This is a genomic window from Pseudomonas cavernicola, from assembly GCF_003596405.1.
GTDB lineage: Bacteria > Pseudomonadota > Gammaproteobacteria > Pseudomonadales > Pseudomonadaceae > Aquipseudomonas > Aquipseudomonas cavernicola.
Map to the genome: position 1 here is coordinate 1,043,944 of NZ_QYUR01000006.1, position 24,322 is coordinate 1,068,265.

At 61.7% G+C, this 24,322-nt stretch carries 19 protein-coding genes; all 19 read left to right on the top strand.

Annotated features, from left to right (window positions below):
* Positions 1 to 102 precede the first annotated feature (102 nt).
* The 19 genes from dksA (at position 103) to D3879_RS21160 (ending at position 24,278) form a co-directional block, all read left to right on the top strand.
* Complete coding sequence (gene dksA, locus D3879_RS21065) at positions 103 to 543, top strand: RNA polymerase-binding protein DksA (RefSeq protein ID WP_119956170.1); 441 nt, start codon at positions 103 to 105, stop codon at positions 541 to 543.
* A gap of 54 nt (positions 544 to 597) precedes the next feature.
* A complete protein-coding gene (gene gluQRS, locus D3879_RS21070) occupies positions 598 to 1,485 on the top strand; it encodes a tRNA glutamyl-Q(34) synthetase GluQRS (RefSeq protein ID WP_119956171.1) in 888 nt (295 codons plus the stop codon).
* Positions 1,486 to 1,638: 153 nt separating this feature from the next.
* Positions 1,639 to 1,815, top strand: coding sequence for a hypothetical protein (locus D3879_RS21075; protein ID WP_010796831.1), 177 nt, complete (start codon positions 1,639 to 1,641; stop codon positions 1,813 to 1,815).
* Complete coding sequence (locus D3879_RS21080) at positions 1,799 to 4,771, top strand: sensor histidine kinase (protein WP_119956172.1); 2,973 nt, start codon at positions 1,799 to 1,801, stop codon at positions 4,769 to 4,771. Before D3879_RS21075 ends, D3879_RS21080 begins: the two co-directional genes overlap by 17 nt.
* A gap of 4 nt (positions 4,772 to 4,775) precedes the next feature.
* Entirely contained in the window at positions 4,776 to 6,203 is a 1,428-nt protein-coding gene (locus tag D3879_RS21085; protein ID WP_119956173.1) for a sigma-54-dependent transcriptional regulator, read from the top strand.
* A 709-nt stretch (positions 6,204 to 6,912) separates the two neighbouring features.
* Positions 6,913 to 8,319, top strand: coding sequence for a polynucleotide adenylyltransferase PcnB (locus tag D3879_RS21090; RefSeq protein ID WP_119956174.1), 1,407 nt, complete (start codon positions 6,913 to 6,915; stop codon positions 8,317 to 8,319).
* On the top strand, positions 8,319 to 8,798 hold the full coding sequence (folK, locus tag D3879_RS21095) for a 2-amino-4-hydroxy-6-hydroxymethyldihydropteridine diphosphokinase (RefSeq protein ID WP_119956175.1): 480 nt from the start codon (positions 8,319 to 8,321) through the stop codon (positions 8,796 to 8,798). The genes D3879_RS21090 and folK overlap by 1 nt, the downstream gene beginning before the upstream one ends.
* 134 nt (positions 8,799 to 8,932) lie before the next feature.
* Positions 8,933 to 9,733, top strand: a complete 801-nt coding sequence (gene panB / locus D3879_RS21100) for a 3-methyl-2-oxobutanoate hydroxymethyltransferase (protein WP_119956176.1) — start codon at positions 8,933 to 8,935, stop codon at positions 9,731 to 9,733.
* Positions 9,730 to 10,590 (top strand): pantoate--beta-alanine ligase, encoded by an 861-nt coding sequence (panC, locus tag D3879_RS21105; protein ID WP_119956177.1) that lies wholly within the window; start codon positions 9,730 to 9,732, stop codon positions 10,588 to 10,590. The genes panB and panC overlap by 4 nt, the downstream gene beginning before the upstream one ends.
* A gap of 83 nt (positions 10,591 to 10,673) precedes the next feature.
* Positions 10,674 to 11,054, top strand: a complete 381-nt coding sequence (gene panD, locus D3879_RS21110; protein WP_119956178.1) for an aspartate 1-decarboxylase — start codon at positions 10,674 to 10,676, stop codon at positions 11,052 to 11,054.
* A gap of 86 nt (positions 11,055 to 11,140) precedes the next feature.
* Entirely contained in the window at positions 11,141 to 12,805 is a 1,665-nt protein-coding gene (pgi, locus tag D3879_RS21115) for a glucose-6-phosphate isomerase (protein ID WP_119956179.1), read from the top strand.
* 353 nt (positions 12,806 to 13,158) lie between these two features.
* The gene (gene acs / locus D3879_RS21125; RefSeq protein ID WP_119956180.1) at positions 13,159 to 15,096 is read left to right on the top strand and encodes an acetate--CoA ligase; all 1,938 of its coding nucleotides are present in this window, start codon (positions 13,159 to 13,161) and stop codon (positions 15,094 to 15,096) included.
* Between the two features lie 149 nt (positions 15,097 to 15,245).
* Complete coding sequence (locus D3879_RS21130; RefSeq protein WP_119956181.1) at positions 15,246 to 16,178, top strand: oxygenase MpaB family protein; 933 nt, start codon at positions 15,246 to 15,248, stop codon at positions 16,176 to 16,178.
* Positions 16,179 to 16,225: 47 nt separating this feature from the next.
* Entirely contained in the window at positions 16,226 to 17,407 is a 1,182-nt protein-coding gene (locus tag D3879_RS21135) for an acetyl-CoA C-acetyltransferase (RefSeq protein WP_119956182.1), read from the top strand.
* Positions 17,408 to 17,581: 174 nt separating this feature from the next.
* The gene (locus D3879_RS21140) at positions 17,582 to 18,598 is read left to right on the top strand and encodes a class I SAM-dependent rRNA methyltransferase (RefSeq protein WP_119956183.1); all 1,017 of its coding nucleotides are present in this window, start codon (positions 17,582 to 17,584) and stop codon (positions 18,596 to 18,598) included.
* A gap of 82 nt (positions 18,599 to 18,680) precedes the next feature.
* Entirely contained in the window at positions 18,681 to 21,674 is a 2,994-nt protein-coding gene (locus tag D3879_RS21145; RefSeq protein ID WP_119956184.1) for a DUF748 domain-containing protein, read from the top strand.
* Positions 21,675 to 21,927: 253 nt separating this feature from the next.
* Positions 21,928 to 22,233, top strand: coding sequence for a DUF2845 domain-containing protein (locus D3879_RS21150; RefSeq protein ID WP_238474289.1), 306 nt, complete (start codon positions 21,928 to 21,930; stop codon positions 22,231 to 22,233).
* Positions 22,234 to 22,491: 258 nt separating this feature from the next.
* On the top strand, positions 22,492 to 22,794 hold the full coding sequence (locus tag D3879_RS21155; RefSeq protein ID WP_119956186.1) for a DUF2845 domain-containing protein: 303 nt from the start codon (positions 22,492 to 22,494) through the stop codon (positions 22,792 to 22,794).
* 29 nt (positions 22,795 to 22,823) lie between these two features.
* Entirely contained in the window at positions 22,824 to 24,278 is a 1,455-nt protein-coding gene (locus D3879_RS21160) for a rhomboid family intramembrane serine protease (RefSeq protein ID WP_119956187.1), read from the top strand.
* Positions 24,279 to 24,322 lie beyond the last annotated feature (44 nt).

The window sequence follows — 24,322 nt, forward strand, 5'->3', positions numbered from 1 at the left end:
CGATCTGGTAAGTTCGCCCGCTTGCAGCCGCAGGGCCGGCAAAATGACGGCAATGGACATCATCCTGCGCAGTGGATTAGAGAGATTAAGAGGCGGTCATCCATGCCCACCAAAGCAAAAGCAAAGAACGACCTGAATCGTGGCTTCGAACCCTATAAAGAAGTGAAGGGCGAGGAGTACATGAGCGACCCCATGCGCGCTCACTTCACCAATATTCTGGGGAAGTGGAAGCTGGAGCTGATGCAGGAAGTCGATCGGACTGTGCATCACATGCAGGACGAAGCTGCCAACTTCCCGGACCCGGCCGACCGCGCGAGCCAGGAAGAAGAGTTCAGCCTGGAACTGCGTGCCCGTGACCGTGAACGCAAGCTGATCAAGAAGATCGACCAGACCCTACAGTTGATCGAAGACAACGATTACGGCTGGTGTGACTCCTGCGGCGTCGAGATCGGCATCCGCCGCCTGGAAGCCCGTCCTACCGCCACCCTGTGCATCGACTGCAAAACCTTGGCGGAAATCAAAGAAAAGCAGATCGGTTCCTGATCTCAGAACGGGGCGCTTAGGCGCCCCGCTTCATTTCTAGCAGCCCCTGCGCGCATGAACACTTCTGCCTATATTGGGCGCTTCGCCCCGACTCCCAGCGGTTACCTGCACTTCGGCTCTCTGGTCGCGGCGCTGGCATCCTATCTAGACGCCAAAGCCTGTGGCGGCACCTGGCTGCTGCGCATGGAGGATATCGACCCGCCCCGCGAAGTGCCGGGCGCGCAGACGGCCATCCTGAAAACCCTGGAAAGCTACGGCTTCGAGTGGGACGGCGAACTGGTCCGTCAAAGCCAACGGTATGCGGCCTACGCCGCGGTACTCGATCGTCTGTTCAGCCAAGGCCTGGCTTACGCCTGCACCTGCTCACGTAAACAACTGGAAGACCATCACGGTATCTACCCCGGTTTCTGTCGCAATGCCGGGCATGCCCAGCACGCTGCGGCTATCCGCTTACGCGTACCGGAGCTGGAGTATCACTTTGCCGATCGTGTGCAGGGTGAGTTTCGCCAGCACCTCGGCCGCGAGGTCGGTGACTTCGTGATCCGTCGCCGCGACGAGCTCTACGCCTATCAATTAGCCGTGGTCATCGACGATGCCTGGCAAGGCGTAACCGATGTGGTCCGCGGCGCCGACCTGCTCGATTCGACGCCACGGCAACTTTATCTGCAGGAACTGCTTGGTCTGCCGCAACCGCGTTACCTGCACGTGCCGTTAATTATCCAACCGGACGGCCATAAGCTCGGCAAGTCCTACCGCTCACCGCCGCTGCCCGCGGATCAGGCCGCACCGCTGTTGATCCGCGCCCTGCACACACTCGGCCAAAGCGTCCCCAGCGAGTTGAGCGACGCACGCCCCCATGAACTGCTGAGTTGGGGCATCCGCCATTGGGACGCCAGCCGCATCCCACGCCGCCGCACCTTGGCCGAAGCGCAGTTGCGCTGATGCTGTCGGGCGTCCAACGCAACGCGTTATCCGCCGTTACCCCAGTTGGGGCGGATCGATCACTGCACGATTTATCCGACCTACTGTGCCCAACGCTTCCAGCTTCCAGCGTCCTTCCGTTAACATCGCCGCATCCCTGACACGAGACACGGCATGTACATCTACCGATTGGTCTTACTTCTGGTGGTGGGGATCTACCTCTTCTCCCCCGCCATCATGGACTGGTGGATCGACCCTACCGGTGCCTGGTACCGCCCCTACCTGTTGTGGCTGATCCTAATCGTGGTGACCTTTATCCTGCAGAGCCAACGTGATGCTGACGAGCTTTAGTCTAAGTCAGCTGATTCTGATCAGCGCCGCCTACCTGCTGGTGCTGTTTGGTGTCGCCTGGATCAGTGAGCGCGGGCTAATCCCGCGCTGGATCATCTGTCACCCGTTGACCTACACCCTCTCGCTTGGGGTCTACGCCAGTGCCTGGGCCTTTTATGGCACCGTGGGCCTGGCCTATCAGTATGGCTTCGGCTTCCTCGCCAGTTACCTTGGGGTGTCTGGCGCCTTTCTACTCGCCCCGGTACTGCTCTACCCGATCCTGCGTATTACCCGCACCTATCAACTGTCGTCACTGGCCGACCTATTCGCCTTTCGCTTTCGCAGCACCTGGGCCGGCGCACTGACCACGCTATTCATGCTGATTGGCGTATTGCCGTTACTGGCGTTGCAGTTTCAAGCGGTGGCCGACTCGATCGGCATTCTCACCCGCGAACCCGTGCAGGCGCGCGTGGCGCTGAGCTATTGCGCGCTGATCACGCTGTTCACCATTTTGTTCGGGGCCCGGCATATCGCCACCCGCGGCAAGAACGAAGGCCTGGTATTCGCTATTGCCTTCGAGTCCGTGGTCAAGCTGGTGGCCCTCGGCGGCATTGGCCTTTACGCACTCTATGGGGTGTTCGGCGGCCCCCATGAACTGGAGCTCTGGCTGCTGCAAAACCGCGACACCCTCGCCGCCCTGCACACACCGCTGCAGGAAGGCCCCTGGCGGACGCTGCTGCTGGTGTTCTTCGCTTCGGCCATCGTGATGCCGCATATGTATCACATGACCTTTACCGAGAACCTCAACCCGCGTGCCATGGTCAGCGCCAGTTGGGGGCTGCCGTTGTTCCTGCTGCTGATCAGCCTGGCGGTACCGCTGATTCTCTGGGCCGGACTGAAACTCGGCGCCACCACCAATCCCGAATACTTCGCCCTGGGCATCGGTATCGCGGTGAACAACGACACCCTGGCCTTGCTCGCCTATGTCGGTGGTTTATCGGCGTCCAGCGGGCTGATCATCGTGACCACGCTGGCGCTCTCCGGCATGGCGCTCAACCATCTGGTGCTACCGCTGTATCAGCCGCCCGCCGAAGGCAATATCTATCGCTGGCTGAAGTGGACGCGACGCGCGCTGATCATTGCCATCATCGCCGCCGGCTATGGTTTCTATCTGCTGCTCGGCGCCGAGCAGGATCTGGCCAACCTCGGCATCGTCGCCTTCGTCGCCACCCTGCAATTCCTCCCTGGCGTGCTCTCCGTGCTGTACTGGCCAGCCGCCAACCGCCGCGGCTTTATCGCCGGCCTACTGGCGGGGATCGGCGTGTGGCTGGCCACCATGCTGCTACCGCTGGTCGGCAACCTTCAGGGCCTCTACCTGCCACTGTTCAATGTCATCTATGTCCTCGACGACACCAGTTGGCACCTGGCGGCGATTGCCTCGCTGGCGGCCAACGTGCTGATCTTCACCCTGGTCTCGCTGTTCACCGAGGCCAGCCCCGAGGAGGGCAGTGCCGCCGAGGCCTGTGCGGTGGATAATGTGCGCCGCCCACAACGCCGCGAGCTGCTGGCCGTGTCGCCGCAAGAATTTGCTGCCCAACTGGCCAAGCCGCTCGGAGCAAAAACCGCGCAGCGCGAGGTCGAACAGGCCTTGCGTGACCTGCACCTGCCCTTCGACGAAAACCGCCCGTATGCCCTGCGCCGCCTGCGCGACCGCATCGAGGCCAACCTCTCCGGCCTGATGGGGCCGAGCGTGGCACAGGACATCGTCGAAACCTTCCTGCCGTATAAATCCGGCAGCGAAAGCTACGTGACCGAGGACATCCACTTCATCGAGAGCCGCCTGGAGGATTACCACTCGCGCCTCACCGGCCTGGCCGCCGAGCTGGACGCACTGCGCCGCTACCACCGGCAGACCCTGCAAGAGTTACCGATGGGCGTGTGCTCGCTGGCCAAAGATCAGGAAATCCTCATGTGGAACCGTGCCATGGAGGATCTGACCGGGATCGCCGCGCTGCGCGTAGTCGGTTCGCGCCTATCGGCCCTCGGCGAGCCGTGGAAAGACTTGCTGGAAGGCTTCATCAATCTGCCAGACGAGCACCTGCACAAACAACGCCTAGCGCTCGACGGCCAGATCCGCTGGCTCAACCTGCACAAAGCCGCCATCGACGAACCGCTGGCGCCCGGTAACACCGGGCTGGTGCTGCTGGTCGAAGACCTCACGGAAACCCAAATGCTGGAAGACAAGCTGGTGCATTCCGAGCGCCTGGCCAGCATCGGACGGTTGGCCGCCGGGGTCGCCCACGAGATTGGCAACCCGATCACCGGCATCGCCTGCCTGGCGCAGAACCTGCGCGAGGAACGTGAAGGTGACGGCGAACTGAGCGAGATCAGCAGTCAAATTATCGAACAGACCAAACGCGTCTCGCGCATCGTGCAATCACTGATGAGTTTCGCCCACGCCGGCGCCCGCCAGCAGCCGGAGGAACCGGTCTGCCTGGCTGAAGTGGCGCAAGACGCCATCGGCTTGTTGTCGCTCAATCGGCGCAGTGTCGAGGTGCAGTTCTTCAACCTCTGCGATCCCGAGCACTGGGCCGAGGGCGATCCGCAGCGCCTGGCGCAAGTACTGATCAACCTACTCTCGAACGCCCGCGATGCCTCGCCACCTGGCGGCGCTATCCGGGTCAAAAGCGAGGCCTCCGAACATACCGTCGACCTCATCGTCGAGGACGAGGGCACGGGCATTCCGAAGGCAATCATGGACCGCCTGTTCGAGCCCTTCTTCACCACCAAGGACCCAGGCAAAGGGACGGGCCTGGGCCTCGCACTGGTCTATTCAATCGTGGAAGAGCATTATGGGCAAATTACCATCGACAGCCCGGCCGATCCCGAGCACCAGCGCGGCACCCGTATTCGGGTAACTTTACCGCGGCACGTCGAAGCGACGTCCGCAGTGACCAGAGACCGTCGAGAGAACTGAATTAATGCCACACATTCTGATCGTCGAAGACGAGACCATTATCCGCTCGGCCCTACGCCGCCTGCTGGAGCGCAACCAATACGAGGTCAGCGAAGCCGGCTCGGTGCAGGAAGCGCAAGAGCGTTTCAGCATCCCCAGTTTCGACTTGATCGTGAGCGATCTGCGCCTGCCGGGCGCCCCCGGTACCGAGCTGATCAAGCTCGGCCAAGGCACCCCGGTGCTGATCATGACCAGCTACGCCAGCCTGCGCTCGGCGGTGGACTCGATGAAAATGGGTGCGGTGGACTACATCGCCAAACCCTTCGATCACGACGAAATGCTCCAGGCTGTCGCCCGCATCCTCCGCGACCGGCAAGACGCCAAGAGCGCGCCGAGCGAACGCAGCAGCGCTAACGGCAGCCGCAATTCCGACAAACCTGCGAACAATAGCAACGGCGAGATCGGCATAATCGGTTCCTGCACCTCGATGCAGGAGCTTTACAGCAAGATTCGCAAAGTCTCTCCGACCGATTCGACCGTACTGATCCAAGGTGAGTCCGGCACCGGCAAGGAGCTGGTCGCGCGCGCCCTGCACAACCTCTCCAAACGCGCCAAAGCACCGATGATCTCGGTGAACTGCGCGGCGATTCCGGAAACCTTGATCGAGTCCGAACTGTTTGGCCACGAAAAAGGGGCGTTCACCGGTGCCAATGCCGGGCGTGCCGGCTTGGTGGAAGCCGCTGACGGAGGCACCTTATTCCTTGACGAGATTGGCGAGCTGCCACTGGAAGCTCAGGCCCGTCTACTGCGCGTCCTGCAGGAAGGCGAGATTCGCCGAGTTGGCTCAGTGCAATCGCAAAAGGTCGACGTACGTTTGATCGCCGCCACTCACCGCGACCTCAAAACTTTGGCCAAAACTGGTCAGTTCCGTGAGGATCTGTTTTACCGCCTGCATGTCATCGCCCTGAAACTGCCCGCCCTGCGCGAGCGCGGCGCCGACGTCAGCGAGATCGCCGGCCTGTTTCTCGCCCGCCAGTCCGCGCGGATGGGCCGTAGCGAGTTGCGCTTCGCCCATGACGCGGAACAAGCCATCCGACACTACCCCTGGCCGGGTAACGTACGCGAGCTGGAAAACGCCATCGAGCGTGCAGTCATCCTCTGCGAAGGCTCGGAGATTTCCGCTGAGCTGCTGGGTATCGATATCGAACTGGATGACCTGGAGGACGACGATTTCCTCAGCGCCCCCGTACAGCACACCAGCAGTAACGCTCACGAACCAACGGAAGACTTGTCTCTAGAGGACTACTTCCAGCATTTCGTCCTTGAGCATCAAGATCACATGACCGAGACCGAACTGGCGCGCAAACTCGGCATTAGCCGCAAGTGCCTGTGGGAACGCCGTCAGCGCCTGGGCATCCCCCGCCGTAAAACTGGAGCGGTGATCGGCAGCTAAAGCGTAACGGCGATGACAGGTGCGCCACTTTTTGGTTCCACACACTGTTACCTCCTCAACATCTCGTAACAAAAGCCGGGTCTTATGGTAACGAGAACCCGGCTTTTTTATGCCTGCCAGCCCCCCACAAAGCGCTCAAGCCCTTGTTTTATAAGGAATCGCAAAAACTGGCACGGCTCCTGCTATATGTTTGGTACAACAACAATAACAAGCAATGCAAAAGACAATAAAAATAAGACGTACCGACTCCAGCACAACAAAAACAATACCGCGGGAGGCGCAGCTAACTGATTCTTTTGGAGAGGACTTGCCTTTGGGGCTTGCCCCACAACCAGGCCGAGAATAACAAAACTGCCCCAAGGCAGAGCCTGAACTGGTTGGATCACATGATCATGGCTATATCAGCATCCAAAGCAATCCGTTTGCTATTGACTCCCAAATTGGGGGTTATTCCTGAAGCCACTAGGCCGACGGAACGGGCAAATCAACAAAAACAACAAGCCCGATATAATAATAAAAACAAAGCACGCACCTACTTGGGGGGGAGCTTCGGCTCCCCCAGTAGCTTTGTCCTCCAGAGCTCTAACAGCTCCAGCTTTGACAGCCATCCGCAGCTTCCTACACCATCCCCCGACTCAATGCTAGAATCCGCGCCTATCATGCGGTCATTTCCTATTCTGGCCGACCATTCCGTCAAACAGTGCATCCCATGCTGAAAAAGCTGTTCCAGTCTTTGCGTTCCCCCCTGCGCCGCGCCAAACACCCGCGCAGCACCCCTGAAGTGCTGACCAATAGCCAGCATCCGTTGCGTCGCGGGCAAATCAGCCGCTACGCGGTCAGCGTCGTTGAACGCCTGCAAAACGCCGGTTATCAGGCCTACTTGGTCGGTGGTTGCGTACGCGATCTACTGCTGGACATCGAGCCTAAGGATTTCGACGTCGCCACCAGCGCCACGCCCGAGCAAGTACGGGCCGAGTTCCGCAACGCGCGGGTGATCGGTCGTCGCTTTAAATTGGTGCACGTGCATTTCGGCCGCGAGATCATTGAAGTCGCGACCTTCCGCGCCAATCATCCGCAGAGCGAAGACGATGAAGACAGCAACCTGTCTTCGCGCAATGAGAGCGGCCGCATCCTCCGTGACAATGTCTATGGCAGCCTGGAGGACGACGCCCAGCGCCGTGACTTCACCATCAACGCGCTGTACTACGACGTTACCGGCGAGCACATCCTCGATTACGCCCGCGGCGTACACGATATTCGTAACCGCTTGATCCGCCTGATTGGCGACCCCGAACAGCGCTACCAGGAAGACCCGGTACGCATGCTGCGCGCTGTGCGCTTCGCCGCCAAGCTGGACTTCGACATCGAGAAGCACAGCGCCGCCCCGATCCCGCGCCTAGCCGCGATGCTGCGGGAAATCCCCTCGGCGCGGCTGTTCGATGAAGTGCTCAAGCTGTTTCTCGCTGGCTATGCCGAACACACCTTTGAGCTGTTGCTCGAGTACGACCTGTTCGCCCCACTGTTCCCGGCCAGTGCCGCCGCGCTCAAGCGCAACCCCGACTACGCCCACAGTCTGATCAGCCAGGCGCTGGCCAACACCGACCTGCGTATCCAGCAGGGCAAGCCGGTAACCCCGGCATTCCTTTTCGCCGCCCTACTCTGGCCCGCGCTACCCGCCCGCGTGGCGCAATTGCAGGATCGCGGCATGCCGCCGATCCCGGCCATGCAGGAAGCCGCCCATGAGCTGATCAGCGAGCAATGCCAGCGGATTGCCGTGCCGAAACGCTTCACCATTCCGATCCGCGAAATCTGGGATATGCAGGAACGCCTGCCACGCCGCAGTGGCAAGCGCGCCGACTTGCTGCTGGAAAACCCACGCTTCCGTGCCGGTTACGACTTCCTCTTGCTGCGCGAAAGCGCCGGCGAGAAAACTGGCGGCCTTGGCGACTGGTGGACGGATTATCAGGATTGCAGCGATAGCGAGCGCCGCAGCATGATCCGCGACCTCAACAGCAACCAGGAAGAAAGTAGCGGCGCCCCGCGTAAACGTCGGCGTGGTGGTAACCGCCGGCGTGGGCCGCGTAGCGACGGCGCACCGAACTCTGTGGGCGAATGATGGAGCGGGTGTATATAGGCCTCGGCAGTAATCTGGCCGAGCCGCTCGAGCAGCTGCGCGGCGCCCTCAACGCGCTGGCACAAATACCGCAGTCGCAGCTGGTGGATGTCTCGTCATTCTATGTCAGCGACCCGCTCGGCCCGCCCGAGCAACCGCGCTATGTCAATGCCGTGGCCGCACTGGACACCACGCTTACGCCGCTGGAGCTACTCGACGCCCTGCAAGCCATCGAGCTGAACCAGGGTCGGCAGCGCAAAGCGGAGCGCTGGGGGCCACGCACACTGGATCTGGATATTTTGCTGTTTGGTCAGCGCCTGCTCGACGAACCCAGGCTCAAAGTACCGCACTACCATATGCACGCCCGGCCGTTTGTCCTCTACCCATTGGCGGAGCTTGCTCCAGAGCTGCAACTGGCGGATGGCCGGCGGCTCAGCGAACTGCTTAGCGCCTGCCCGTGCGAGGGTCTGGAGCGCCTTTAAGCCACAGTGACTATGGCGGTAACGCCAGTAACAACTCGGTAACACCTGCAATTGACTTCACCCCGCCCCATCAGGACTATAGGCGTCCCGTTGCCCCGCACCGATGCGCGCGAGGCGCCAAGAGGACGATTGTGATGCCTGACGTTACCCTGACCACCCTACAAAGCCTCAAGCAGAGCGGCGCGAAAATCGCCATGCTCACCTGCTATGACGCCACCTTCGCCCAGGCCGCTTGCCAGGCCGGAGTCGAAGTACTGTTGGTAGGCGATTCCCTCGGCATGGTTCTGCAAGGCCACGACAGCACCTTGCCGGTTAGCATTGCCGATATGGCCTACCACGTTGCCAGCGTCAAACGCGGCAATCAGGGCGCACTGATTCTTGCCGACCTGCCCTTCATGGCCTACGCCACCACGGAACAGGCGCTGCACAACTCTGCCGTCCTGATGCAGGCGGGTGCGCATATGGTCAAGCTGGAAGGCGCCGCCTGGCTGGCCGAGCCGATCCGCCAGTTGGCCGAGCGCGGTGTGCCGGTGTGCGCGCACCTGGGCCTGACCCCACAAGCAGTAAATATCCTCGGCGGCTATAAGGTGCAAGGTCGCGGCGAAGCCCAGGCGCGCCAGCTGCGCTGCGACGCCATGGCCCTGGAGCAAGCCGGTGCGGCCATGCTGCTGCTGGAATGCGTACCCAGTGAGCTGGCCGCAGAAATCACCCAGGCGGTGAAGATTCCAGTGATCGGCATAGGCGCTGGTAGTGCCACCGACGGTCAGGTGCTGGTTCTGCACGACATGCTCGGCCTGTCCCTGACCGGCCGCACAGCAAAGTTCGTGAAAAACTTTATGGACGGCCAACCAAGCATCTCGGCAGCCCTCGCCGCCTACGTCCAGGCCGTCAAAGACCAATCATTCCCCGCCGCCGAACACGGATTCTCTGCATGAACACGGTTACCACCGTCCGCGAACTGCGCGCCGCAGTCGCCCAAGCCCGCGCGGAAGGCAAAGACATCGGCCTGGTGCCGACCATGGGCAATCTGCACGCCGGCCACGCAGCGCTGGTGGAGAAGGCCGCTCAGCGCGTCGACTTCGTGGTCGCGAGCATCTTCGTCAACCCATTGCAATTTGGCCCGAAAGAAGACCTCGCGAGCTACCCGCGCACCCTCGCCGCGGATCAGGAGAAACTGATCCAAGCCGGCTGCCACCTGCTGTTCGCCCCCAGCGTTGAGGAAATGTATCCCGACGGCATGGCCGGGCAAACGCTGGTCCACGTTTCCGGCGTCTCCGAAGGCCTCTGCGGCGGCAGTCGGCCAGGCCATTTCGACGGCGTCGCCACGGTGGTGACCAAGCTGTTCCATATGGTGCAGCCGGATCTGGCGGTGTTCGGTCAGAAGGACTACCAGCAACTGGCGGTGATTCGCACCTTGGTGCGCGACCTGAATATGCCGATCCAGATCATTGCTGAGCCGACTGTGCGGGCCGAGGACGGTCTGGCCCTGTCTTCGCGCAACGGTTATCTGGACGACACTCAGCGCGCGGCGGCACCGGCGATTTATCGCTGTCTGAAGCAGATGGCTACGGCGATCAAGGCCGGCGAGCGCGACTTCGCCAAACTGATTGAGCAAGGTAAAGACGAGCTGGAACGCGCAGGGTTGCGCCCCGACTATCTGGAAATCCGCAAAGCCGACAACCTGCGCCAAGCCGAGGCCAACGATCGTCATCTGGTGATTCTCGCCGCGGCGTTTATTGGCAACACCCGACTGATCGACAACCTCGTGTTCGACCTCGAAGAACTCGCCTGAAACCTTGCCGCCCGCGGCCTTGATCGCCCATCAGGGTTCGGGCAAACTCAGCCGCCGTTTCTGGCCCCGCTAAGGAAACCACCATGCACGCCATCATGCTCAAGGCCAAACTGCACCGCGCCGAAGTCACTCACGCGGTGCTTGATTACGAAGGCTCCTGTGCCATCGACGGTGAGTGGCTGGACCTTTCCGGCATCCGCGAATACGAACAAATTCAGATCTACAACGTCGACAACGGTGAGCGCTTCACCACCTACGCCATCCGTGGCGAGGAAGGTTCGCGGATCATCTCGGTGAACGGCGCGGCGGCGCACAAAGCCAAAGTCGGCGACCGCGTGATCATCTGCGCCTACGCGCACTATAGCGAAGCCGAACTGGCCAGCTTCAAGCCGCGCATGCTGTATATGGCCCCCGGCAATGAACTCAGCCATACCAGTAACGCTATTCCGGTGCAGGTCGCTTAAAACCAGAACCGCTAAACTGAAAGCCCGGAACACTCCGGGCTTTTTAGTGTTCAAAGGTTGTCCACGTTAGAAGGAAGTTCCAGGCCATGGCGTATTACCAACACCCGCTCGACGTTACTACCCTGCCCGCCTGGCAGGCGCTGAGCCAGCATCGCGAAGCCATGCAGGACTTCAGCATGCGCGAGGCATTCAATGCCGACGCCCAGCGCTTCAGCCAGTTCTCCCTGAGCAGCTGCGGCCTCTTCCTCGACTACTCGAAAAACCTGATCAACACGCAGACTCGCGACTTGCTGGTCGGCCTGGCGCGCGAAGCGGGCCTGGAGCAGGCCATTCGCGCGCTGTTCGACGGCGAGCTGGTCAACGCCTCGGAAGGCCGTCCGGCCCTGCACACGGCGCTGCGCCGGCCAGTCGGTGAACGCCTGGCGGTCAACGGCGTCAATGTGATGCCCGAAGTCCACCGCGTGCTCAACCAGATGACCGAACTGGTGGTGCGTATCCACAACGGCTTGTGGCGTGGCTACACAGAGAAGCCAATCACCGATGTGGTGAATATCGGCATCGGTGGCTCATTCCTCGGCCCGCAACTGGTCTCCGAGGCGTTGCTGCCGTTCGCTCAACAGGGCGTGCGCTGCCATTACCTGGCGAATATCGATGGCAGCGAATTCCACGAACTGTCGGAAAGTCTGCGCGCCGAAACCACCCTGTTTATCGTCTCGTCGAAATCGTTCAACACCCTGGAAACCCTGAAGAACGCCCAGGCCGCACGCAGCTGGTATCTGGCTCAGGGCGGCTCGGAGGGTGAGCTGTATCGGCACTTCATCGCGGTATCCAGCAACCGTGAGGCGGCGATTGCCTTCGGTATCCGCGAAGAGAACATCTTCCCGATGTGGGACTGGGTCGGTGGCCGTTACTCGCTGTGGTCGGCGATCGGTCTGCCAATCGCCCTGGCCATCGGCATGTCCAACTTCAAGGAGCTGCTGTCCGGCGCCTACAGCATGGACCAGCACTTCCAGACCGCGCCCTTCGAACGCAACATGCCGGTACTGCTGGCGCTGCTTGGGGTCTGGTACGGCAACTTCTGGGGCGCGCAAAGTCACGCCATCCTGCCCTACGACCATTACCTGCGAAACATCACCAAGCATCTGCAACAGCTGGACATGGAGTCCAATGGCAAGAGCGTGCGCCAGGACGGCAGCCCGGTGACCTGCGATACCGGCCCGGTGATCTGGGGTGGGGTCGGCTGTAACGGCCAACACGCCTACCACCAGTTGCTGCACCAAGGCACCCAGCTGATTCCGGCGGACTTTATCGTGCCCGTGGTCAGCTACAACCCGGTCGCCGATCATCATCAATGGCTGTATGCCAACTGCCTGTCGCAGAGCCAGGCGTTGATGCTCGGCAAGACCCGCGACGAGGCGGAGAGCGAGCTGCTTGCCAAGGGCGTGCCCGAGGACGAAGTGCAGCGCCTGGCGCCGCACAAAGTGATCCCCGGTAACCGCCCAAGCAATACCCTGGCCATGGAGCGCATCAGCCCGCGTCGCCTAGGCGCGCTGGTGGCACTCTACGAACACAAAGTGTTCGTGCAGAGTGTGCTCTGGGGCATCAACGCCTTCGACCAATGGGGTGTGGAGCTGGGTAAGGAGCTGGGTAAAGGCGTCTATCAGCGCCTGACCGGCGGTAACGAGCAACCGGCCGAGGATGCCTCCACCCAAGGTTTGATCGACTACTTCCGCGGCCGTCATCGCGGCTAACGCTCAAGCCTCGCGCAAGCAAACGAAGCCGGCCGGGTATCCCCTCGCCGGCTTCGTGCTGTCTGAACCCATTACAGCGCCAGCTGCTAGCGGCAAAAGCGCAAGCGGTACTCGCTAGGGGTAACTTTCAGCCCCATAACGAAAGCCCGCCGCAGGTTGTATTCCGAGCCGAAGCCGGCTTTCTCGGCCATGCGCTTCAAGGATGCCGCGCCCGCCTCGAGCAATCGACACACTGCAATTGGAGTATCCACAGCCGCTTTCGCACTAACGGCAGGCGGTGAAGCACTTGAACCAAGCAGCGCCCTGGGTGCACCCTTATGAGCATTGCGGCATCACAACAAAAAGGACCCGCCATGTTCGACATCACCACTCACCCCGTCGCCGATGCCGTGCGCAAACGCGCCCTGCTGAGCAGCGACGACTATCAGCGCCTGTACCAGCAGTCCATCGAACACCCCGATATTTTTTGGGCCGAACAGGCAACTGCCTTCCTCGACTGGTTCAAGCCTTGGCACAGCGTGCATCACGGTGACCTGAAGCAAGGTCAGGCCACGTGGTTCAAGGACGGCAAGCTGAACGTCAGCTACAACTGCATCGACCGCCATCTGGAACAACGTGGCGAGCAGATCGCGATCATCTGGGAAGGCGACAACCCGGCCGAGTCGGCCCATATCACCTACAAGAAACTCCATCACAACGTCTGCCGCCTGGCCAACGTGCTGAAAAGCCGCGGCGTGCAGAAGGGCGACCGGGTCTGCATCTACATGCCGATGGTGCCGGAAGCGGCCTATGCCATGCTCGCCTGTGCCCGGATCGGCGCTGTGCACTCGGTAGTGTTCGGCGGCTTTTCCCCGGACGCCCTGCGTGATCGCATCCTCGATGCCGACTGCCGCACCGTGATCACCGCCGATGAAGGTGTGCGCGGCGGCAAATACATCGGCCTCAAGCAGAATGTCGACAAGGCGCTGCTGAGCTGCCCGGAGGTTTCCACGGTGATAGTGGTCGAACGCACCCAGGGCGAGATCGACTGGGTCACAGGCCGCGACCTCTGGTACCACGAGGCACTGCACGGCACCAACGACGACTGCCCGCCCGAGCCGATGGACGCCGAGGACCCGCTGTTCATCCTCTATACCTCGGGCTCCACCGGGAAACCGAAAGGCGTGCTGCACACGACCGGCGGCTACCTGCTGATGGCCGCCATGACCCACAAGTATGTGTTCGACTACCACGATGGCGATGTCTATTGGTGCACGGCCGACATCGGCTGGGTCACCGGCCACAGCTACATCGTCTACGGCCCGCTGGCCAACGGCGCGACCACCCTGGTGTTCGAAGGCGTACCGAACTACCCGGACAGCTCGCGTTTCTGGCAAGTGATCGACAAGCATCAGGTGAATATCTTCTACACCGCGCCGACCGCGCTGCGCGCGCTGATGCGCGAGGGCGAAGGCCCGGTACAGAAAACCTCGCGCAGCAGCCTGCGCCTGCTCGGCAGCGTCGGCGAGCCGATCAACCCGGAAGCCTGGGAGTGGTACTTCAATGTGGTCGGCGAGCGCCGCTGCCCGATCGTCGACACCTGGTGGCAGACCGAAACCGGCAGCATCATGATCACCCCGCTGCCCGGCGCCAGCGTGCTCAAACCCGGTTCGGCGAGCAAGCCGTTCTTCGGCGTGCAGCCAGCCCTGCTGGACGAACAAGGTAAGGAAATCCACGGTGCCGGCTCTGGCGTACTGGCGATCAAGGCCAGTTGGCCAAGCCAGATTCGCAGCGTTTACGGCGATCACCAGCGGATGATCGACACCTACTTCAAGCCTTACCCTGGTTACTACTTCACCGGTGACGGCGCGCGCCGCGATGAGGATGGCGACTACTGGATCACCGGCCGCATCGACGACGTGATCAACGTCTCCGGCCACCGCATCGGCACCGCCGAAGTGGAAAGCGCCCTGGTGCTGCACGATGCCGTGGCCGAGGCCGCGGTGGTCGGTTACCCGCATGACATCAAAGGCCAGGGTATCTACGCCTTTGTCACCCTGATGAACGGCATTGAAGCGAACGAGGCCCTGAAGACAGAGCTACTCGCGCTGGTCAGCAAGGAGATCGGCGGCTTCGCCCGGCCGGAACTGATCCAGTGGGCACCCGTCCTGCCGAAGACTCGCTCGGGCAAGATCATGCGGCGCATCCTGCGCAAGATCGCCTGCAACGAGCTGGACAACCTCGGCGACACCTCGACCCTGGCCGACCCATCCGTGGTCGACAGCCTGATCGACAAGCGTCTGAATCGTTGAAACGACAACGCTCCGTAACCCGTAGGCTGGGTAGAGCGCAGCGAAACCCGGCAGTTAGCTACAAGCTGGGTTTCGCCCGGACGGGCTCTACCCAGCCTACGGCTTGTCCCCCCTCAGGAGAGGGATGAAGGAAACACCGAATCACGCTTATGGAATTCCTCCGCAGCCGTATCGAAAGCCAGGTTCTCGGCCTCACCGGGCTGGCCCTCGGCCAGATTGACTTCGAAAAACCCCAAGGCGACCCTGGCCTGTTTGGCCCCGAGGCTATCTGCTGGCAAGTGCATGGCGACTTCACCAGCATGCTGATCGGCGGCATCAGCGCGCTGATGTTGCAGGCGCTGCATCCCCTGGCGCTGGCTGGAGTCTGGGATCACTCCAACTTCCGTGAAGACCTGCTCGGCCGCCTGCGCCGCACCGGACAATTCATCTCCGGCACCACCTACGGCTCGACCCAGGACGCCAATTGGCTGATCGACAAGGTGCGCAACATCCACCTGCACGTGACGGGTACCGCGACGGACGGCCGCCCTTATGCGGCCAACGATCCGGCGCTGCTGACCTGGGTGCATGTCGCCGAAGTCAGCAGCTTTCTCGCTGCTCATCTGCGTTACTGCAATCCACAGCTGTCCGGAGCCGATCAGGATGCCTACTACGCCGAGATCGCGTTGATCGCCGAGCGTCTGGGCGCGCAGGGGGTGCCGCGCTCACGCCAAGAGGTCACCGACTACCTCGAACAGGTACGCCCGCAATTACTCTGTGATCAACGCAGCGAGGAAATCCTCCGCGTCCTGTTCAATGCCCCGGCACCGAGCGCCCTGGCCAAGCCATTCGGCGTTCTGATGCTGCACGCTGGCGCCGACCTCTTGCCGGACTGGGCCGCACAGATGCTCAGCCTGCGCCTAAGCCCCCTGCAGCGCCGCTTGATTCGCAGCTGCGTCAGACGCACTGCACCTCTACTGCGCTGGGCGGTGCGCAACGGCTCCGTGCACCGCGCGCGTCGGCGCCTGGGGCTTGCCACCGCTGCGCTGAACGACCGTTCGGCTCAAGATCTGGCCGCAAGCAAAGCCACTGTGCCACCATAACCGCCCGCCGCGGCTTGCCGCGCCCAATATTCGTGAGGAACTGCGCCATGCAAGAAGTCGTTATCGTCGCCGCCACCCGTACCGCCGTTGGCAGCTTTCAAGGTTCGCTGGCGAGCATTCCTGCCGTCGATCTGGGTGCGGCAGTGATCCGCAGCCTGCTCGAGCAGACCGGTCTGGATGGCGCGCAAGTGGACGAAGTGATCTTCGGCCAAGTGCTGACCGCCGGCGCCGGACAAAACCCGGCGCGTCAGGCCGCGATCAAAGCCGGTCTGCCCCATGCGGTCCCCGCACTGACGCTGAACAAAGTCTGCGGCTCCGGCCTGAAAGCCCTGCACCTGGGCGCCCAGGCGATCCGTTGCGGCGACGCCGAGGTGATCATCGCTGGCGGCCAGGAGAACATGAGCCTCGCCCCCTACGTTATGCCTGGCGCCCGCACTGGCCTGCGCATGGGCCACTCGCAAATCATCGACACTATGATCACCGACGGCCTGTGGGATGCCTTCAACGACTACCACATGGGCATCACCGCGGAAAATCTGGTGGAAAAATACGCTATCAGCCGTGAAGAACAGGACGCCTTCGCCGCCGCCTCGCAGCAGAAAGCCGTGGCTGCCATCGAAGCCGGGCGCTTCACCCAGGAAATCACCCCGATCCTGATTCCCCAGCGCAAAGGTGAGCCACTGGCCTTCGCTACCGACGAGCAGCCGCGGGCAGGCACCACGACCGAATCGCTGGGCAAATTGAAACCGGCCTTCAAGAAAGACGGCAGCGTCACCGCCGGTAATGCTTCCAGCCTCAACGACGGCGCCGCCGCCGTAATACTGATGAGTGCGGCAAAAGCCAAAGCCCTCGGTTTGCCGGTACTGGCGCGCATCGCCGGTTACGCCAATGCCGGTGTCGACCCGGCGATCATGGGCATCGGCCCGGTCTCGGCAACCAAGCGCTGCCTGGAGAAGGCCGGTTGGACGCTAGAGCAGTTGGACTTGATCGAAGCCAACGAAGCCTTCGCCGCGCAATCCCTGTCGGTTGGTAAAGAACTCGGCTGGGATACCAGCAAGGTCAACGTCAATGGCGGCGCCATCGCCCTCGGCCACCCCATCGGCGCCTCCGGCTGCCGGGTGCTGGTGACCCTGCTGCACGAGATGATCAAACGTGACGCCAAGAAAGGTCTGGCAACCCTGTGCATCGGCGGCGGTCAGGGCGTGGCACTGGCGATCGAACGCGAGTAACGCGCCTCGGCGAGGCTATCGAAACCTGTAGGAGCGGGGGGTGAGGGAAACACCGACTCTCGCCTCTGCGAATCTATCGAAACCTGCAAGGCGTTTCATTGCCCCCCTGTGGAGCAACTGCGCAGGTCCAGCCCTCGCCTGATAAACTGCCCCGCCCAGTCCAAGGCGCTGCGCATGCCCCTTTTGAACCAGGCGCTGCGCGCCGCCCTCGACACTCGCCAGCCTCTGTTAGCCGAACTGCATGCTCAAGGCACTGACTGCTACCGGTTGTTCCACGGCAGCCAGGAAGGTGCTTCCGGCCTGACTATCGACCGCTACGGCCCGCAACTGATGGTGCAGAGCTTCCATACCACACTGGAAAACGCAGCCCTGCTGGAGCTACACGCGACCATCAATGCTCGGCTCGGCCTTGAGACCTTGCTGGTCTATAACGACCGCTCACGCGGCAACTCCCGTATCGATCGCAGCGACACGGTTTACCAAGCCAGCGCAGCCGCCCTGGAAGACCTGATCGGCCACGAATGGGGGCTGAAGTATCGCGTGCGTGGCCGCCATGCCGGTCAAGACCCGCTGCTGTTTCTCGACCTGCGCAATGCGCGGGGCTGGGTGAAAGCCCACAGCGCGGGCAAAAGCGTGCTTAACCTGTTCGCCTACACCTGTGGCGTAGGTCTGTGTGCGGCAGCCGGTGGCGCCCGCGAGGTGTGGAATCTGGATTTCGCCGAGGGCAATCTGACGGTCGGCCGCGAGAACGCCGCACTCAATCCCGAGCTGTTAGCGATGGAATTTATCCAGTCCGACTATTTCCCGGCCATCCGCCAGTTGGCGGGGCTACCCATCGCCCAGCGTCGCGGGCAAAAACTGCCGAGCTACCTGCGCCTGGAACAACGTCAGTTCGATCTGGTACTGCTCGACCCGCCGGCCTGGGCCAAAAGCGCCTTCGGCACTGTCGACCTGCTGCGTGACTACCAGAGCTTGCTGAAACCCGCGTTACTGACCACTGCCGAGGATGGCGTGCTGATTTGCTGCAACAATCTGGCGAAGGTGGCCCTGGAAGATTGGCGCGAGCAGGTGCTGCGCTGCGCCAACAAGCTTGGCCGGCCGGTGCGCGACTGCCAGGTGCTGGCGCCCGCCACCGACTTTCCCTCGGCCGACGGCCGCCCACCGCTGAAAACTCTGATTCTTCAGCTCTAGGAAACGACGCAGATCGCGCTCGGAACCCAAAGCCCGTGCCATACTCCAAAACACTTCTTGCCAGGAAAGATGAAGTCTCGCCATGCCCAAAGGATTGAAACGCGCCGGTGGCGCCCTGCTGATTGCCTTCACCCTCTATAGCCTCCTCGGCTTCCTGATCCTCCCAGGCGTAGCCCTGCGTATCGCCAATCAACAGTTGGCCGAACTCGCCACTGTGCCGGCCAAGCTTGAGCGTTTGGAACTCAACCCCTTCAGCCTCGAATTGACCCTCTGGGGCCTGCATCTGGGCGAGTCGGGTGCTGACCAGGTGGCCTTCGAGCGGCTGTACGCCAACCTGCAACTGGACAGCCTGTGGAGCGGAGCGCTGCACCTGGCGGATGTCGAGCTGGAGAAGTCCCACACCGAGGTCCTGTTCGCCAAGGACGGTACGCTCAATCTGGCGCAGCTGTTCAAACTGCCGGAGAGCCCTGAGCCGCCGGCCGAGGAAGCACCGAGCGAGCCTTTCCCGCTGCGTATCGATCACCTGCAACTGATCGAAGGCGGCCTGCACTTTGCCGACCTGCGCCCGAGCGAGCCAGTCGAGTTCGTCTACGACTCGCTCAATCTGGAACTGAAAAAACTCAGCACCCTGCCGGACGACAACTCCGAGATGAGCCTAGTCGCCAAAGGCCCACACGGTGGGCGCATCGACTGGAGCGGTCAGGTCAGCCTGACGCCCATCACCTCCAGCGGCCAATTGAAGATCACCGAAGGCAAAATGAAAGCCTTCTGGCCCTATGTCCGCGACGCCGTGCCCTTGGTATTGGAGAATGGCGTCATCAACCTCTCCACCGACTACACGCTGGATCTGAGCAAAAGCACCGAGCTATTGCTGAATAACACCTCCGCCACCATCGCGCCGCTCGCCATCAAGGCGCCGGATGGCCGTCCGCTGGTACGCCTGGAGCGCTTGGAAGTCAGCGAAACCTCGGTAGACCTGGTTAAACAGCAAGTTATCGTCGGCAAGATCCGCAGTCAGAACCTGGAAACCTGGGCCGCCCGCGAGAAGGATGGCGAGCTGGACTGGCAAAAGCTGTTCGCCTCCCACCAACCGCCACAACCGCAACCGGCTCCCAGCAAAGCCACGCCGGCGCCTACGACTGAAGCACCCGCGGCTGCGGCCGAGAAACCCGCTACGCAAGTCGCCGCCAACGCGTCGGCGCCAGCCACCGCGGTAGAGCCACCCAAAGCCCCAGTCGAACCAAGCAAACCCTGGCAAGTACTGTTGCGCGATACCCAGTTGCGCGGCTACCAAATCCATCTGACGGACCGCCAGCCGAAACAGCCTGTAGTGCTGGAGGTCGGCCCACTCAACTTCGATCTGCAGAACTTCGACAGCCTCAATCAGTCGCCTTTCACCCTCAAACTCGATACCGGCCTCGGCAAACAGGGCAAGCTCAACGTGGCCGGCCAGGTTAACCTGAGCCCGATCAGTGCCCAGTTGCAGGTTGCCACCCAAGACATCGACCTGCGCGTGGCCCAGGCCTACCTGGAACCGTTCGTGCACCTGGAGTTGCGCAGCGGCCTGCTCGGCAGCGATCTCGCCGTCGACCTGAAGAGCACCGAGCCGCTGGCCTTTAGCGTCGCCGGGCGCGCCGAAGTCAACCAACTGCACACCCTCGACACCCTTAAAGAGCGCGACTTCGTCAAATGGCAGCAGTTGGTGCTCGACGGCCTGAACTACCAGCATGGCGACAGCCTGGCGGTCGCCAAGGTCAGCCTGGCCCAGCCCTATGCACGCTTTATGATCAACGAGGATCGCACCACCAACGTCAGCGATCTGCTCATCCCACAGCCAGCCGATCCCCAAGCCAAACCGGCAGCGGCCGGCAAGCCGCTGGGCATCCACATCGGCGAAATAAGCATCAATGAAGGCTCGGCCAACTTCGCCGACTTCAGCCTGACGCCCAACTTCGCCACCGCGATCCAGCAACTGAACGGCCGTATTGGCAGCCTTGACAGCCGCAACCCGAAGCCGGCGAAAGTCGACATCAAAGGCAAGGTCGACCGTTATGCACCGGTCAGCATTCTCGGCAGCCTGAACCCCTTCGACCCGCTGGATAGCCTCGATCTGACCACCAGCTTCAAACATGTCGAGCTGACCACGCTGACGCCCTATTCCGGCAAGTTCGCCGGTTATCGCATCCGCAAAGGGCGGATCAATCTGGATCTGCATTACCGCATCGAGAAAGGCCAGTTGACCGCCGAAAACAAACTGGTCGTTGAGAAACTGCAGCTCGGCGAACAGGTCGACAGCCCGGACGCCGTCGATCTGCCGATACGCCTGGCCGTCGCACTGCTGAAGGACTCGGAAGGCAAGATCGAGATCGAGCTACCGGTCTCCGGCGATCTCAACAACCCACAGTTCAGCGTGATGCCGATTGTCTGGCAAACCCTGCGCAATCTGGTGTTGCGTGCCGTACAGGCGCCATTCAAGTTCATCGCCGGACTGGTCGGCGGCGGCGAAGTCGACCTCAGTACCGTGCAGTTCGCCGCAGGCAGTAACGCGTTGGACAGCGGCGCCCAGAGTGCCCTGAGCACGCTCTCGGCCGCCCTCAAAGAACGCCCGAACCTGCGCCTGGAAGTAGAGGGCATGAGTGCCGCCAGCAGTGACGGCCCCTTGCTGGCCCAACAGCGTCTACAGCGCGAATACCAAAGCATTTACTACAAGATTCTGCAGCGCCGCGGCGACAAGGTGCCGGCCGAGGCCAGTCAACTGGAAGTGCCTGAAGATGAACAAGCGCCGATGCTGGAAGGCATCTACCGCAGCCGCCTGAAACAGCAACCACCGGCCGAATGGACCGAGCTGGACGACGATGAGCGCAGCGCCAAACTGCGCGAAGGCGTCCTTGACTCCTGGGGCAAAAGTGAACTGCTGCTGCGCCAACTGGGCCAGGCGCGTGCAGCTAGCATCAAGGACTATCTGGTGAGTCAAGGCGGGCTGGCGGACGAACGTATTTATTTGCTCGACGTCAGCCTCGGCGAATCGGGAACCGACGGTCGCGTGGCCTCACCGCTCCACCTGGATAGCGAATAAGTCCGCAGCCGCGGATGCCTCTGCCCTGCCCAGCTCAGGACGAAACCCTGTGCTGGGCAGGTCAGGTGCTTGGCTCGACGACCAGCAACGCTGGCCTTCAACATCGAAGAGCTACCGTATGGGCCGAAAGACCGCCTGCACAACCGCCGCTCCCTTGCAGGCAATCGCCTGAACCCTAACGTGATCCCGCGCAACTGACAGCTCACCAACACGGGTGTAGGCTGATCCCACCGCATCTGCTTCGGATTACCCCGTGAAAGCCCCCGCCATGCTTGGCCTGTCGTTTCTTCTCTTGACCGGCCCCGTCTCCTCCGCCTCCACTCTGCGCTGTGGCAGCGACCTGGTCAGCCTCGACGATCACACCGGCGAGGTGCAGAACAAATGTGGCGAACCGCTCAGCCGCGACTTCATTGGCTACCGTGTGATCGTCGGCTACTACGGCGAACGCAGCGAAGTGCAGATCGAGGAATGGGCCTACGGCCCGCGCAACGGCATGTACAACTACCTGCGTTTCGAAGGCAACCGCCTGGTCAAGATCGAGAGTAAGCGCGGCAACTGACAGGCCTTAGAACCTGTTCAAGATCGTCGCGAGCGCAGGTCAAGCAAGGCGCAACGCAGCGAAGCGGAGTAACAGCCGAAGGCTGGCCCGCAGGGCGAGCGTAGCGAGTCAAACAGGCGAGGAAGCGGAGTTTACGAGTGGTAAATGAGCATTCCGAGCCTGTTTTCAACGCAGCATGGCCAAGCGCAGCAAATATTGAACAGGTTCTTAGCGGCCAATGCTAGGCTGCCTCACCCTTAGGACAGGATGCCCACTTCTATGAGAACGTCTCTTACCCTGCTCTGTCTGCCGCTGCTCCTGCTGGCCGGTGAAAGCTTCGCCTCGATCCGCTGTGACAAAGGCATCGCCAGCGAAGGTGACCGCACCAGTGAAGTTCTGAGCAAATGCGGCGAACCTGCCAGCCGTGACTTCATCGGTTATTCCCAGACCCGCACCGGTAACCGGCGTCAGGAGGTTGAGGTGGAAGAGTGGGTCTATGGCCCGCGGAGTGGCGGTATGTTGTACTTCCTCAGATTCGAAGGCGGCCGCCTGAAGAGCATCGAGAGCAAGCGCGGCAATTGAGCCCCCACCATCGCCAAGGAAGGCTGTAGATGCTGATTCTCCCCGCCGAACACCCGCTGGACTGGAAAAAGCCACCGGTCATTACCCTGCTGCTGATTCTGCTCAATGTGCTGATTTACTTCGGCTACCAGAGCGGTGATAGCGAGCGCGAAGCCACTGCGGTGAAAACCTATCTCGATGGCGGCCTGCTCAACCGCGAACGCAGCTTGTTTCTCGAAGCATTCAGCGCCCGTCACCGGCTCGATCTCAACCAGCAAAAAGCCCTCGACGCCATGCGCCGGCCGAAACTCGCCGAGCTGATCCTCGGTGACCTGCAGTTTGAAAACAATCTGCATCACAACCCCGCCTATCAGGCCGATCCTGCCTGGCAGGCCGCACGGCAAAAAGCCGAGGCTGCCCGCGACAAACTGAGCAACATGCGCTTCGGCTTCATTCCAGCGAAATTCAGCGTCCAAGGCCTGTTCGGCGCAATGTTCCTGCATGCCGACTTCGGCCACCTGGCCGGCAACATGCTATTTCTGTTCATCTTCGGCTTTGCCCTGGAAATCGCGCTGGGCCGCTGGGTCTACCTGGGGCTATATCTGCTCAGCGGTGTGGCCTCGCACCTGCTGTGGTGGATCATGGACCCGGTATGGGTCACCGGGATTGGCGCCTCCGGGGCGATCTCCGGGCTGATGGGCATGTATCTGGGCATCTATGGATTGCGGCGGATCAACTTCTTCTACTGGCTGGGCCCGCTGTTCGGCTACTTCCGCGCGCCGGCCCTGTGGATTCTGCCGGTGTGGATGGGTAAGGAGCTGTATGGCCTGCTACTCGCCGACGACCATGTGAACTATTACGCCCACCTCGGTGGCATGGGCGCCGGCTTTCTCGCAGTCTGGTTACCACGCCTGGGCGGCACGCTAAAAGTCGACGAAGCCTATCTGCACAAAGAAGACCCGGATGCACCATTCAAGCGCGAGTTGGCTGGGCTGGATCAACTGATCGGACGCTTTGCCCTGGATCAAGCCGCCCCCCGCGGGCTGGATTTGCTGAACCGTTACCCTGGGCGGTTGTTGTTGCTGGAGCGCCTCTACCCAGTGGCGAAGAGTCGCCAGGACAACGCCCTGATGAGCGCCCTGCTAAAACAATTCTTCCTCCTGCCGGAACAACCGGCCGGCCTGCCGCTGCTACTGCGCTTGGCCGACGACAGTCGCGACCCGCAGCAGCGCATGCTGCAACACCCCGCCGTGCAGTTACACCTGCTGCAACGTCTGTTGCGCGTAACCGAGGGCCCACGCGCCCTAGCCGCCTGGCGCAAGTTAAGCCAGGCCAAAGCACACCCAACTCAACTGCCGGCGCTGACCCTGCAATTGGCTAAGTTGCTGGGGCAGCGCGGTGATCTACAGGGCATTGCCGAGCTGAGCCGTTTTCTCCACGGCACTTATCCGCAAGCCGAACAGACCCAGCAACTGAGCCTGTATCGGCAGCACCTGGCTCGCTGAATGCAACAGGCCCCCCTCCAACCGTTAAGGACAACTGTAGGTTG